12 protein-coding genes are annotated in these 12784 nt (G+C 61.8%); 6 read left to right on the top strand and 6 right to left on the bottom strand.

Features of this window, described 5'->3' with window-relative positions; translation table 11 throughout:
• Positions 1-17: 17 nt before the first annotated feature.
• The 5 genes from B0G76_RS39475 to B0G76_RS39455 all read right to left on the bottom strand — a co-directional run bounded on the left by B0G76_RS39475 (position 18) and on the right by B0G76_RS39455 (position 3460).
• Positions 18-959, bottom strand: coding sequence for a UDP-2,3-diacylglucosamine diphosphatase (locus B0G76_RS39475; RefSeq protein WP_120298159.1), 942 nt, complete (start codon positions 957-959; stop codon positions 18-20).
• 202 nt (positions 960-1161) lie between these two features.
• Positions 1162-1683: an RDD family protein gene (locus B0G76_RS39470; RefSeq protein ID WP_120298158.1), complete on the bottom strand. Its 522-nt coding sequence runs from the start codon at positions 1681-1683 to the stop codon at positions 1162-1164.
• 13 nt (positions 1684-1696) lie between these two features.
• A complete protein-coding gene (locus B0G76_RS39465) occupies positions 1697-2455 on the bottom strand; it encodes a DUF3106 domain-containing protein (RefSeq protein ID WP_120298157.1) in 759 nt (252 codons plus the stop codon).
• A 16-nt stretch (positions 2456-2471) separates the two neighbouring features.
• On the bottom strand, positions 2472-2900 hold the full coding sequence (locus B0G76_RS39460) for a DUF3619 family protein (protein ID WP_120298156.1): 429 nt from the start codon (positions 2898-2900) through the stop codon (positions 2472-2474).
• On the bottom strand, positions 2897-3460 hold the full coding sequence (locus B0G76_RS39455; protein ID WP_063495282.1) for an RNA polymerase sigma factor: 564 nt from the start codon (positions 3458-3460) through the stop codon (positions 2897-2899). Before B0G76_RS39455 ends, B0G76_RS39460 begins: the two co-directional genes overlap by 4 nt.
• Before the next feature lie 374 nt (positions 3461-3834).
• Here B0G76_RS39455 and B0G76_RS39450 point away from each other — a divergent pair, with 374 nt between their 5' ends.
• The 6 genes from B0G76_RS39450 to B0G76_RS39425 all read left to right on the top strand — a co-directional run bounded on the left by B0G76_RS39450 (position 3835) and on the right by B0G76_RS39425 (position 10937).
• Positions 3835-5598 (top strand): acetolactate synthase 3 catalytic subunit, encoded by a 1764-nt coding sequence (locus B0G76_RS39450; RefSeq protein ID WP_120298155.1) that lies wholly within the window; start codon positions 3835-3837, stop codon positions 5596-5598.
• Positions 5599-5709: 111 nt separating this feature from the next.
• Positions 5710-6201 carry an acetolactate synthase small subunit gene (gene ilvN, locus B0G76_RS39445; RefSeq protein ID WP_011487482.1) on the top strand — a complete coding sequence of 164 codons (492 nt, stop codon included), beginning with the start codon at positions 5710-5712 and terminating at the stop codon, positions 6199-6201.
• A gap of 151 nt (positions 6202-6352) precedes the next feature.
• Entirely contained in the window at positions 6353-7369 is a 1017-nt protein-coding gene (gene ilvC, locus B0G76_RS39440; protein WP_120298154.1) for a ketol-acid reductoisomerase, read from the top strand.
• A 134-nt stretch (positions 7370-7503) separates the two neighbouring features.
• The gene (locus tag B0G76_RS39435) at positions 7504-8142 is read left to right on the top strand and encodes a phosphatidylserine decarboxylase (RefSeq protein ID WP_120298153.1); all 639 of its coding nucleotides are present in this window, start codon (positions 7504-7506) and stop codon (positions 8140-8142) included.
• A gap of 24 nt (positions 8143-8166) precedes the next feature.
• Positions 8167-9033: a CDP-diacylglycerol--serine O-phosphatidyltransferase gene (gene pssA, locus B0G76_RS39430; RefSeq protein ID WP_120298152.1), complete on the top strand. Its 867-nt coding sequence runs from the start codon at positions 8167-8169 to the stop codon at positions 9031-9033.
• 356 nt (positions 9034-9389) lie between these two features.
• Positions 9390-10937, top strand: coding sequence for a 2-isopropylmalate synthase (locus B0G76_RS39425; RefSeq protein WP_120298151.1), 1548 nt, complete (start codon positions 9390-9392; stop codon positions 10935-10937).
• A 228-nt stretch (positions 10938-11165) separates the two neighbouring features.
• On the opposite strand, the gene B0G76_RS39420 is transcribed toward B0G76_RS39425, so the two are convergent.
• Positions 11166-12746, bottom strand: coding sequence for a SulP family inorganic anion transporter (locus B0G76_RS39420; RefSeq protein ID WP_120298150.1), 1581 nt, complete (start codon positions 12744-12746; stop codon positions 11166-11168).
• Between the last annotated feature and the right edge of the window lie 38 nt (positions 12747-12784).

Below are 12784 nucleotides of genomic sequence, written 5' to 3'. Positions count from 1 at the left end.
ATAGAAGTGGAGAGGGACTACGCGGTCGCCCGGGCCTTTTGCACGCCGACTTCCGGTGCGCGCATCACGGTCCAGTAGATCACCTTGAGTTCGCCTTCATACGTCTCGACGAGTGCCGACAGGCTTTCGACCCAATCGCCGTCGTTGCAATACAGCACGCCGTCGATCTCGCGGATCTCGGCTTTGTGGATGTGTCCACAGACCACGCCGTCGCAACCGCGGCGGCGTGCTTCGTCCGTCATCACGCGCTCGAACGACGAGATGAAATTCACCGCGTTCTTCACCTGGTGCTTCAGGTATTGCGACAGCGACCAGTACGGAAAGCCGAGCCGGCTGCGGATCCGGTTGAACCAGCGGTTCAGGATCAGGATCATCGTGTAGAGCGTGTCGCCGAGATAGGCGAGCCACTTCGCATGCTGGATCACGCCGTCGAACAGATCGCCGTGCACGATCCATAGGCGCTTGCCGGCGAGCGTCGTGTGGAACGCTTCGCCGCGGACGTGGATGTCGCCGAATGCGAGGTCGCAGAACTGGCGCGCGGCTTCGTCGTGATTGCCCGGGACGTAGATCACCTGGGTGCCTTTGCGCGCTTTGCGCAGCACCTTCTGCACGACGTCGTTGTGCGCCTGCGGCCAGTACCAGCCTTTCTTCAACTGCCAGCCGTCGATGATGTCGCCCACGAGATACAGGTATTCCGACTCGTTGTGCCGCAGGAAGTCGAGCAGATACGGTGCCTGACAACCGCTGGAGCCGAGATGGATATCGGATAGCCAGATGGTGCGATAGCGGTGCGGTTCGGCGTGCTCGTCGTCGTGATGGGCGGCCTGCGCGTCGAGCGGGAGCGACGGCACAGGCAACGGCATGCCGTGACTGGGGTTGGGTTCCGGGCGGAACGCGACAGGGTCGACGCTCGGGCCGGTCTGGCGGAACAGGGAAGTCGCGGACGTTTTGGGGTCCATGGCTCACGCGTCGAGTTGCGGTGCCCGTATTGCGCCAGTCGCGCGTGACCGTGCCGTGACAGTCACGAGAAGTTCTTATTACTGTGTCGGAACGGAGACGCGGCGGAGGGGGGGCAAAGAAGGGCGGTGCCGAGAGGTAACCGCAGTCAAGCGAGCGCGGAGCGCGGGCGCGGCGGCGTGAATTGCAGGGCGGCCCGTTTGCTCAGCGCTCGACGCTAATGACGCGCGTACCGGCGAGACGGTCGTGCAGGAATTGACGCTGCGAATCGAAGCGGCCCGTGGTGGCCCACAGCACGAACCAGATCGCGGCGACCACCAGCGTCTGAGGCACGGCGAGACCCAGCAACGGATGCAGCGCGAGCGGCGGCAAAAACCACAGCCAGGCCAGGACGTAACGAGCGATCGCGCGTCCCGTGGACAGCGGCGCCCCGTTGACGGCGACGACGCGCAGGCGCCACGTTTTCATCGGCAGCGTCTGGCCGCTGTGGGTCCAGAACCACACGAAATACAGACCGACCACGAAACCGATCCACGCTGCGAGCAGGTTGTGATGGGTGAGACCGTTGCGTTGCTGCGTCAACGTGCTGAACAGATAGCCCGCAATGAACACGACGCCGAACAGGATCACGGCCTCGTAGAGCAGCGCGGCGAGGCGCCGGCGGACGGTGGGTGCGGTGTCCGATGAATCGGCGGGCAGTGTCGAGGTGGCGAGCGGCTGGGACACGGTCGGGCGGCGCTCAGGAACCGTTAAAGATCGACGGCGCCTCGGACGGCGAAACCGGCACCGGCGTGGCCGGCACGAAACTGCCCGCAGCCGGAATGGCCGGCGCGACGGCCGGGCTCGGCAAGGACGCCGCTGCCGCGGCACTCGCCGCTGCGGCACCGCTCGCGCCGTGCTCCCGGGCATTGACCAGGCGGTCGATGCCCTTGATCTCAGTCTTGCCGGACGGCGGCGCGCTCACCACGCTCGGCCGCCGCTTACGCTCGCTTGCGGCGAGCCGTTCCTTCTGCTCCTCCGGCAATTGCTGATAAGCCTTCCACGCGTTTTGACGGGTTTCGCGCGGCAACTCCTTCGACACCTGGTAGTTTTCGCGCGCAACGCGGCGCTGGTCGGGGGTCATACGCACCCATTCAGTCATTCGGTCATGCAGGCGTTTTTGCGCATCAGGCGACAACTTCGGGTAACGCGACGCGATCTTGATCCATTTTCGCTTGCGTTCGTCGCTGAAGGAATCCCAAAGGCTGGCGAACGGCGCGAGCGCAATGTGCTCGGCCGGGCTCAGGCGGGACCATGCCATCGGGCTATTGCTGTCGGACAGGCCCGGCAGATCGACGGCGAGCGTGGGCGCGGGCGCCTTGGCGGTCGCGTTGCCGCCCGCGGCAGGCGCGCTGGCGGTCGACGGGCTCGGATAAAAGCGCGGATACGTCGCGGCAAACGACACCAGGGCCGCGATCGCGCATCCGAAAACAACGGCCAAGCCGCGCTTGTAACTCACCCGAGGAATCTCCCGCTCAATGGGCGCGTGATAAGTACGCGTTGAAACCGTGGTCGAGATACGCATTGAGCGGCAGGTCGTCGCTTAGCATGGCTGCATCGATATCGGCGAGTTCGGCCGTGCGTTGCTGGTCTTCCCAGTAGGCGATACCCACGAGGCTGACGACCAGCGCGACGAGCGGCCAGGCGAGCGCAAAGCGGCGCAGCGGCGAACGGCGGCGCTGCGGCAGTTCGACTTGCGGCATACCGGCGGGCATGCCGGCACCGGCGAAGGCGGGCACGAACACCGGCGCGCTCACAGTTTCGGGCTTCTTGCGAGCAAGTGCGGCGCGGCGCGCCACGGCGAGCCGGTCGACGGTGGCGGGCGGAATACTGGCGGCGTTTTCGTCGAGCGCGCGGCGCACCTGGCGGGCGAACTCGAGTTCTTTGGTTTCTAGGGAGCTCATAGCGTGATTCCTTTAGCCTTGAGCGCTTGCGCCAGCGTGTGGGTGGCCCGCGAGCAGTGCGTTTTCACGCTACCCTCGGAGCAGCCCATCGCGGCGGCAGTCTCGGCGACATCCATATCTTCCCAATAACGCATGAGAAACGCCTCCCGTTGACGTGCCGGTAACTTTTGGATCTCGTCGTCGATCAACTGTAAGACTTGTTCGCGTTCGAGTTTCTGTTCGTTGCTTTCTGAGCCCGCTGAACCTTGCTGCGCCTCGAATGTTTCGAGGGGGTCGAATTCGTCGTCGTCGGCGTTGCCGAGCGAGGAAAACAAACTGACCCAAGTATTGCGCACTTTGGCACGACGGAAATAGTCGTGCATCGCATTCTGGAGAATACGCTGAAACAGGAGCGGAAGTTCGGCGGGTGGACGGTCGCCGTATTTTTCGGCGAGCTTGATCATCGCGTCCTGCACGATATCGAGCGAGGCGTCGTCGTCCCGCACGGCGTAGACCGTCTGCTTGAATGCGCGCCTTTCGACGCCCGCCAGAAAATCGGCGAGTTCCTTGTCTGATGCCATCCGTTTGGGGGTCGGCGCAGCGTGCGTGCGCGTAATCGGTCGAAAAATGTCGTAAAACTCGCGGATGCTAACAAACTTTCGCCCCCGCTGGGGCGAAACCGGCCCTACCTTGCATCTCTTTAACAAGATTTCGGCGGTTTTTAACCGTTTTTGACGCGTAACGGAATTCAGGAGCCGGGCGCTATGGCAATATTTGCTTGACCGCGCGAACATCTGCAGATATCGTCGCTGGTTCGCAACATAAGTGACTTGTCTCAATTGAGGTGTGGCCCAAGAAGCTCACCTGTCAACTGGACGCGCCGCTTGAACCCGAGCCACAAGCCCGGCAGAGAGCACCCGATCAAATTTTTGCCGAAATTTCGAAAGGTGAATAAATGAATATGCCCAGCGCGGAATTCTCCACGTCGGATACGACCCCTCATCCCGAAGCTGACTCTATCGGCGCCACCGTGCTCATGAAGGCACTGGCCGACGAAGACGTCGAGTTTGTCTGGGGCTATCCCGGCGGCTCGGTACTCTACATTTACGACGAGCTGTACAAGCAGGACAAATTCCAGCACGTCCTCGTGCGCCACGAACAAGCCGCAGTCCACGCCGCCGACGCCTATGCGCGTTCCACCGGCAAAGTGGGTGTGTGCCTCGTGACCTCCGGCCCCGGTGTTACCAATGCGGTGACCGGCATCGCCACGGCCTACATGGATTCGATCCCGATGGTGATCATCAGCGGCCAGGTGCCGACTGCCGCGATCGGTCAGGATGCGTTCCAGGAGTGCGATACGGTCGGCATCACGCGTCCCTGCGTGAAGCACAACTTCCTCGTGAAGGACGTGCGCGACCTCGCCGCCACCGTCAAGAAAGCGTTCTATATTGCCCGTACCGGCCGTCCCGGCCCGGTGCTGATCGATATTCCGAAAGACGTGTCGAAGACGCCGTGCCAGTACGAACCGCTCAAAACCGTTTCGCTGCGCTCGTACAACCCGGTCACGAAAGGTCACTCCGGCCAGATCCGCAAGGCTGTGGCCTTGCTGCTGTCGGCCAAGCGTCCGTATATCTATACCGGCGGCGGCATCATCCTCGCGGATGCATCGCGTGAGCTGAACCAGTTCGCCGACCTGCTCGGCTATCCGGTCACCAATACGTTGATGGGTCTGGGTGGCTACCGCGCGAGCGACAAGAAATTCCTCGGCATGCTCGGCATGCACGGTACGTACGAAGCCAACATGGCGATGCAGCACTGCGACGTGCTGATCGCGATCGGTGCGCGCTTCGACGACCGCGTGATCGGCGACCCGGCGCACTTCGCGTCGCGTCCGCGCAAGATCATCCATATCGACATCGATCCTTCCTCCATCTCCAAGCGCGTCAAGGTCGACATTCCTATTGTCGGCGACGTGAAGGAAGTGCTGAAGGAGCTGATCGAGCAGTTGCAAATGGCCGAGCATGGCCCGGACACCGCGGCGCTCGCCGACTGGTGGAAGGACATCGAAGCCTGGCGCGCCAAAGACTGCCTGAAGTTCGATCGCAAGAGCGACATCATCAAGCCGCAATACGTGGTGGAAAAGGCGTGGGAACTGACCGACGGCAATGCCTTCGTGTGTTCCGACGTCGGCCAGCACCAGATGTGGGCGGCGCAGTTCTATCGCTTCAACAAGCCGCGCCGCTGGATCAACTCCGGTGGCCTCGGCACGATGGGCTTCGGCCTGCCGGCGGCGATGGGCGTGAAGATGGCGCACCCGGACGACGACGTGCTCTGTATCACCGGCGAAGGCTCGATCCAGATGTGTATCCAGGAACTCTCGACCTGCAAGCAGTACGAGACTCCGGTGAAGATCATTTCGCTGAACAACCGCTATCTGGGCATGGTGCGTCAGTGGCAGCAGATCGAATACAGCAAGCGCTATTCGCATTCGTATATGGATGCGCTGCCGGACTTCGTGAAGCTCGCTGAAGCGTACGGCCACGTCGGCATGCGTATCGAACGCACGGCCGATGTCGAGCCGGCGCTGAAGGAAGCGCTGCGCCTGAAAGATCGCACGGTGTTTCTCGATTTCCAGACCGATCCGACCGAAAACGTCTGGCCGATGGTTCAGGCCGGCAAGGGCATCACTGAGATGCTCATGGGTTCGGAAGATCTATAACGACGGTTTCTGCGTTGGCTTCGTCATGCGCGCCTCCACAAAGGGCGAAAGCGGACGAAGCGGCGCGAATCCGCTCGCATACATCGACAAAACATCTGGAAGAAGCGAAACATGAGACACATTATTTCAGTCCTGCTGGAAAACGAACCGGGCGCGTTGTCACGCGTGGTCGGTCTCTTCTCGGCACGCGGCTACAACATTGAAACCTTGACGGTGGCTCCGACCGAAGACCGTTCGCTGTCGCGCATGACCATCGTTTCCATTGGCTCGGACGACGTGATCGAACAGATCACGAAGCATCTGAACCGCCTGATCGAGGTGGTGAAAGTGGTCGACCTTACCGAGGGCGCCCACATCGAGCGCGAGCTGATGTTGATCAAGGTGAGGGCGGTCGGCAAGGAACGTGAGGAGATGAAACGGATGTCGGATATTTTCCGCGGCCGGATCATCGACGTCACAGAAAAGACCTACACGATCGAACTGACGGGCGCGAGCGACAAGCTCGATGCCTTCATCGAAGGGATCGACGCGACTGCGATTCTCGAAACCGTCCGTACGGGCAGTTCGGGCATCGGCCGCGGCGAGCGCATTCTGAAGGTTTGAAGCGGGAGTTGAGTTTGCGGTTTCAGGTTGCATGATCAACCGTCTCGATCGAAGCCGGGCAGTGCCAGTACCGGCACCTGTCCGGCCAGCGACACACCATTCGCAGTATTTGTATTTCACTGATTTCACCGAATTTAGCCAAGGAACCGACATGAAAGTTTTCTACGACAAGGACGCCGACCTCTCCCTCATCAAGGGTAAGCAAGTCACCATCATCGGCTATGGCTCGCAAGGCCATGCTCACGCGCTGAACCTGAGCGAAAGCGGCGTGAAGGTAACGGTCGGTCTGCGCAAGGGCGGCGCATCGTGGAGCAAGGCTGAGAACGCCGGCCTGCAAGTCAAGGAAGTGGCGGAAGCGGTCAAGGGCGCGGACGTCGTCATGATGCTGCTGCCGGACGAGCAGATCGCCGACGTGTACGCGAAGGAAGTGCACACCAACATCAAGCAAGGCGCAGCGCTGGCGTTCGCGCACGGCTTCAACGTGCACTACGGTCAAGTGATCCCGCGCGCGGATCTGGACGTGATCATGATCGCGCCGAAAGCGCCGGGCCACACGGTTCGCGGTACGTACGCGCAAGGTGGCGGCGTACCCCACCTGATCGCCGTTGCGCAAGACAAGTCGGGCGCAGCACGTGACATCGCGCTGTCATACGCAGCAGCGAACGGCGGCGGCCGTGCCGGCATCATCGAAACGAACTTCCGCGAAGAAACGGAAACCGACCTGTTCGGCGAACAAGCCGTGCTGTGCGGCGGTACGGTCGACCTGATCAAGGCCGGCTTCGAAACGCTGGTGGAAGCGGGTTACGCGCCGGAAATGGCGTACTTCGAGTGCCTGCACGAACTGAAGCTGATCGTCGACCTGATCTACGAAGGCGGCATCGCGAACATGAACTACTCGATCTCGAACAACGCTGAATATGGCGAATACGTGACGGGTCCGCGTATCGTGACGGCTGAAACGAAGAAGGCGATGAAGGCCGTGCTGACGGACATTCAGACCGGCGAGTACGCAAAGAGCTTCATCATCGAAAACAAGGCTGGCGCACCGACGCTGCAATCGCGCCGCCGTCTGACGGCCGAGCACCAGATCGAAACGGTGGGTGCCAAGCTGCGTTCGATGATGCCGTGGATCGCCGCGAACAAGCTGGTCGACCAGTCGAAGAACTAAGAAGCGAGCCTTACCGCATCTGACCGGCGCGGCGCATAGCCGCAGCGGCCGGTAATGCAAAAAGCCGTCCAAGGGTGCTGAACCCTGGGCGGCTTTTGCTATCCTACGGTTTTACAAAAATACAGAAGCCATCCATGAATTACCCTCATCCGATCATCGCGCGAGAAGGCTGGCCGTTCATCGCCATCGCGGCCGTCGTTGCATTACTGGTTCATGCCTTCGCGGGATTCGGCTTTGCATGGCTGTTCTGGCTGATCCTGATCTTCGTCGTGCAGTTTTTCCGCGATCCGGCACGCCCGGTTCCGACTCAGGCGAACGCCGTACTGTGCCCGGCCGACGGCCGTATCGTCGCGGTCGAGACAGCGCATGATCCGTATGCCAACCGTGAAGCGCTGAAGATCAGCGTGTTCATGAACGTTTTCAATGTCCACTCGCAGCGCTCGCCGGTGGATGGCGCGATCTCCAAGGTCGAATATTTCCCGGGTGCGTATCTGAATGCCGCCGTGGATAAGGCTTCGCTCGAAAACGAGCGCAACGCGGTGGTGATCGAAATGGCCGGCGGCCAGACGGTGACCTCGGTGCAGATCGCCGGTCTGATCGCGCGACGTATTCTTTGTTACGTACGCTCAGGCGAGCCGCTCACGCGTGGCCAGCGTTATGGTTTTATCCGGTTTGGTTCGCGCGTCGACGTGTATTTGCCGGTGGGCAGCCGTCCGCGTGTGTCGATCGGCGAGAAGGTTTCCGCGTCGTCGACGATCCTCGCTGAACTATAAAGCGGCACCAAGGAGGTTTTCCGAATGGCCGCATTCAAACCGCGTCGACCCCGCAACAGCGGGCAGCTCCCGCGTCCGTTCCGCCGTAACAAGCCGATCGTGGCAGAGTCGGTGGCAGTCGACAGCCGGCGCGCGCAGCGTCAGCAGTTCCTGAGAAAGCGCGGCATTTATCTGCTGCCGAACGCGTTCACCACCGCAGCGCTTTTTTGCGGCTTCTTCGCCGTCGTGCAGGCGATGAACGTGCGCTTCGAAGTCGCGGCGATCGCGATTTTCGTGGCGATGGTGCTGGACGGCATGGACGGCCGGGTCGCGCGTATGACGCATACGCAAAGCGCGTTCGGCGAACAGTTCGACAGCCTCTCCGATATGGTGTCGTTCGGTGTGGCGCCGGCGCTGGTGATGTACGAGTGGATTCTGAAGGATCTCGGCCGCTGGGGCTGGCTCGCGGCGTTCGTCTACTGTTCGGGGGCGGCGTTGCGTCTCGCCCGCTTCAATACGAACATCGGCGTGGTCGACAAGCGTTTCTTCCAGGGCATGCCGAGCCCGGCGGCCGCGGCGCTGATCGCCGGTTTCGTGTGGCTCGCCACCGACAACCGCGTGCCGCTCAAGCTGGTGTGGCTGCCGTGGGTGGCCTTCGTGCTGACCATCTACGCCGGTGTGACAATGGTGTCGAACGCGCCGTTCTACAGCGGCAAGGCACTCGACGTGCGGCATCGCGTGCCGTTCGGCGTGATTCTGCTGGTGGTGGTGGCGTTCGTGCTGGTGTCGTCCGATCCGCCGCTGATGCTGTTCGGCCTGTTCGTGCTGTACGGTTTGTCGGGCTATGTGTTCTGGGGCTATCAGGCCGTGCGGGGCAGGGCGAATCCGGCTCGGTCCGTGGGGCGGGACTGATAAAGCGCGCCTCCAGTGCACGGACGCGGCGTGAGAAAACGGCAGCCTTCCCAGGCTGCCGTTTTTCGTTCCTGAGCCCGTCCCGTGGCGCGCGGCAGGCAGGTCTGACGCCAATTGCACGATGACGGGAATGCCGCTATAGTCGTTCGATGAATGCGTTCCCGTTTGAGTAGCACGAGCCTCCACAAGGCGGTGCGCCGCCAGGCGCGCTAGTGCTGCCGCGTCTACCGCGCTGATCGCTACCGTTTCCGCCCTCCGTCTGCCTCGTCTATGGTTTAGCGTCGCCAGCGGTGGCGCAAACACCCGAATTCCAATATCCGATCCCCGCAATTGAACGACTCCCCAGGAGACCCGACATGGCCGACAAGCTGATCATATTCGACACCACGTTGCGTGACGGCGAGCAATCGCCCGGCGCGTCAATGACGAAAGAAGAAAAAATCCGTATCGCGAAGCAACTCGAACGGATGAAGGTGGACGTGATCGAAGCAGGCTTCGCGGCCAGCTCGAATGGCGACTTCGATTCGATCCACACGATCGCGGGCCTGATCAAGGACAGCACGGTCTGCTCGCTGGCCCGTGCCAACGATAAAGACATTCAACGCGCTGCTGACGCCCTCAAGCCGGCCGATCATTTCCGCATCCACACGTTCATTGCAACGTCGCCGCTGCATATGGAAAAGAAGCTGCGCATGACGCCGGATCAGGTGTTCGAACAGGCGAAGCTGGCGGTGCGTTTTGCGCGCAAATTCACGGACGACGTCGAGTTTTCACCGGAAGACGGCAGCCGCTCGGACATGGATTTCCTGTGCCGTGTGCTGGAAGCGGTGATCGCCGAAGGCGCGACGACCATCAACATTGCGGATACGGTCGGCTACGGCGTGCCGGAGTTGTACGGCCAGCTCGTCAAGACGCTGCGTGAGCGTATTCCGAACTCGCACAAGGCCGTGTTCTCGGTGCATTGCCATAACGACCTCGGCATGGCGGTGGCGAATTCGCTGGCCGGCGTGCAGATCGGCGGCGCGCGTCAGGTCGAGTGCACGATCAACGGTCTCGGTGAGCGCGCGGGTAATACGTCGCTCGAAGAAATCGTGATGGCGGTGAAGACCCGCAAGGATTACTTCGGCCTCGATGTCGGTCTCGATACGACGCAGATCGTGCCGGCTTCGAAACTGGTGTCGCAGATCACGGGTTTCGTTGTGCAGCCGAACAAGGCGGTGGTGGGTGCGAACGCGTTCGCGCATGCATCCGGTATTCACCAGGACGGCGTGCTGAAAGCGCGCGACACGTACGAAATCATGCGCGCGGAAGATGTAGGCTGGAGCGCGAACAAGATCGTGCTTGGCAAGCTGTCGGGCCGCAATGCGTTCAAGCAACGTCTGCAGGAACTGGGTATCGCGCTCGATAGCGAAGGCGAGTTGAATACCGCGTTCGCGCGCTTCAAGGAACTGGCCGACCGCAAGTCGGAAATCTTCGACGAAGACATCATCGCGATCGTCACGGAGGAGTCGGCCGAGGCGCAAGAGAAGGAGCACTACAAGTTTCTGTCGCTGTCGCAGCATTCGGAAACCGGCGAGCAGCCGCACGCGAAGATCGTGTTCTCGGTTGAGGGTAAGGAAGTGACCGGGGAAGCACGCGGCAACGGTCCGGTGGACGCCACGCTCAATGCGATTGAAACGGAAGTGGGCAGCGGGTCAGAATTGCTGCTGTACTCGGTGAACGCCATCACAACCGGTACGCAGGCGCAGGGCGAAGTGACCGTGCGACTGTCGAGGAGTGGGCGTATCGTCAACGGCGTGGGCACCGATCCGGATATCGTCGCGGCTTCCGCGAAGGCCTATATCTCGGCGCTGAACAAGCTGCATTCGAATTTCGATAAGTTGAACCCGCAACGTTCGGAGTGATCGGAGCAGGGCGCGCTGGCTGCGTGCCTGCATAACCGTATGCGTCGAAGCCCCGTGCCCTGAAAAGCACGGGGCTTCGTGTTTTTGCGGCGCTTTCTTTTCGTTTGTACCGCGGCACTGATAAGTGCCGGGCTTCGCGGCGGCTAGCTTTTACGCTCCCTGTGCCTCTCAGGAGCACAGGGTCTCCTGGATTGGCCGCGCACGTCTTACGCGCGGCGTGCGCTCAAGCTACTCCGTCGCCGCACGCCGCAGCGACCACCCGCGCGCTGCGCGTGCCTGTGCCTGCACCTGATGCCGCACTTCAACCGCGATCTCGCGGCGCGGCGCATCGGCAACAAACGCGTCCAGCAATTCGCGCACATCGTGATCGACGAAGTCGGCACGCGTTGCGTCGACGATCAAGGTCGCGCCGTCGGGAATCTGCTGCAGATAGTGCTTGAGCGGCACCTTGCCGAGAAACGACACGTCTTTGCGAAACGACAGCAGATAGTGATCGCCATGTTGCGCGAGCACGATCGGGCTGCGCAGATTTGCATACAGGGCGAGCAACACGCTGCACAGAATGCCGAGCACGATGCCGACGAGCAGATCGGTCGCGAGCACGCCGACCAGCGTGACGATGAACGGCGCAAATGGCGCGAAGCCTTGCCTGGCGACGGCAACGAACAACGAAGGTTTGGCGAGCTTCACGCCGGTGAAGATCAGAATTGCCGCGAGGCAGGCAAGCGGAATCAGGTTGATGACACGGGTGAGCGCGAACACGCTCATCAGCAGCAACACACCATGAATGATCGCGGAGAGCCGGCTTTGCGCGCCCGCATGCACATTGGCGGAACTGCGCACAATAACCGAGGTGATCGGCAAGCCACCGATCGCGCCGGCGATCAGATTGCCCACGCCCTGTGCCTTCAGTTCGCGATCCGGTGGCGCGCGGCGTCGCGCGGGGTCGATCTGTTCGACTGCTTCGAGGCTCAAGAGCGTTTCGAGACTCGCGACGATCGCCAGTGTGATGGCGACGCGCCAGACATCGGGATTGACCATTTGCGCGAAGTGCGGCCCGAAGTCGGCTCCTTCGAGGGCGAGTTGCAACGCGGCGAATGTTTCGAGCGAAGGCAGCGCGACGCGATGTTCGGCAGGCGGCGCGAACGTCGGAGCGAGCAGGCTGAGCAGCAACGTCGCGCCGATCCCCAGCAGAACCACGGCAAGCGGCGCGGGTACGAGACGCACGAGCATAAAGCGGCGCAACGCGCGCGTCTCCCAGCCCGCCAGAATCGCCAGCGACAGCAACGTGATCACGCAGGCCGCAAGCGATATCGAGCCGAACGGCGTTGTTACGCTGCCGGCCACTTGGGCGGCAGCTTGCGACCCGGCCGACGCACTCGATGCGAAGAGCCCAAGCGCAAGCGGAATTTGTTTGACGATCAGCAGCACGCCGATGGCCGCAAGCATGCCTTTGATCACCGGTGATGGCACATAGGCCGCAAATCTGCCGGCCTTCAGCATGCCGAAGCCGAACTGAATCGCGCCGGACAGCAGCACGGCGAGCAGGAAGGCGGAGAAACTACCGAGCTGCGCGATCCCGTCGACGACGATCACAACGAGGCCCGCCGCCGGCCCGCTGACGCTCAAGCGCGAGCCGCTCAATACGGCCACCACGAGACCGCCTACGATGCCCGACACAAGCCCGGCAAATGGCTCGACACCCGACGCGTTAGCGATGCCCAGACACAGCGGCAATGCCACCAGAAAAACGACCGTGCCGGCAAACAGATCGCGCTGAAACGTGGCAAGAAAAGCTCGAAGATTCATGGAGTCGAAGCCGTAGTGTTGGGAATTGCGTGTGCGAA

Source organism: Paraburkholderia sp. BL23I1N1 (genome assembly GCF_003610295.1).
Classification (GTDB): Bacteria; Pseudomonadota; Gammaproteobacteria; order Burkholderiales; family Burkholderiaceae; genus Paraburkholderia.
This window is presented reverse-complemented; position numbering and strand designations above follow the sequence as displayed.

Coding starts and splice junctions, on each gene's coding strand:
- B0G76_RS39475 (WP_120298159.1), bottom strand. CDS start 959: ATGGACCCCAAAACGTCCGCGACTTCCCTGTTCCGCCAGACCGGCCCG.
- B0G76_RS39460 (WP_120298156.1), bottom strand. CDS start 2,900: ATGAGCTCCCTAGAAACCAAAGAACTCGAGTTCGCCCGCCAGGTGCGC.
- B0G76_RS39455 (WP_063495282.1), bottom strand. CDS start 3,460: ATGGCATCAGACAAGGAACTCGCCGATTTTCTGGCGGGCGTCGAAAGG.
- B0G76_RS39450 (WP_120298155.1), top strand. CDS start 3,835: ATGAATATGCCCAGCGCGGAATTCTCCACGTCGGATACGACCCCTCAT.
- ilvN (WP_011487482.1), top strand. CDS start 5,710: ATGAGACACATTATTTCAGTCCTGCTGGAAAACGAACCGGGCGCGTTG.
- ilvC (WP_120298154.1), top strand. CDS start 6,353: ATGAAAGTTTTCTACGACAAGGACGCCGACCTCTCCCTCATCAAGGGT.
- B0G76_RS39435 (WP_120298153.1), top strand. CDS start 7,504: ATGAATTACCCTCATCCGATCATCGCGCGAGAAGGCTGGCCGTTCATC.
- pssA (WP_120298152.1), top strand. CDS start 8,167: ATGGCCGCATTCAAACCGCGTCGACCCCGCAACAGCGGGCAGCTCCCG.
- B0G76_RS39425 (WP_120298151.1), top strand. CDS start 9,390: ATGGCCGACAAGCTGATCATATTCGACACCACGTTGCGTGACGGCGAG.
- B0G76_RS39420 (WP_120298150.1), bottom strand. CDS start 12,746: ATGAATCTTCGAGCTTTTCTTGCCACGTTTCAGCGCGATCTGTTTGCC.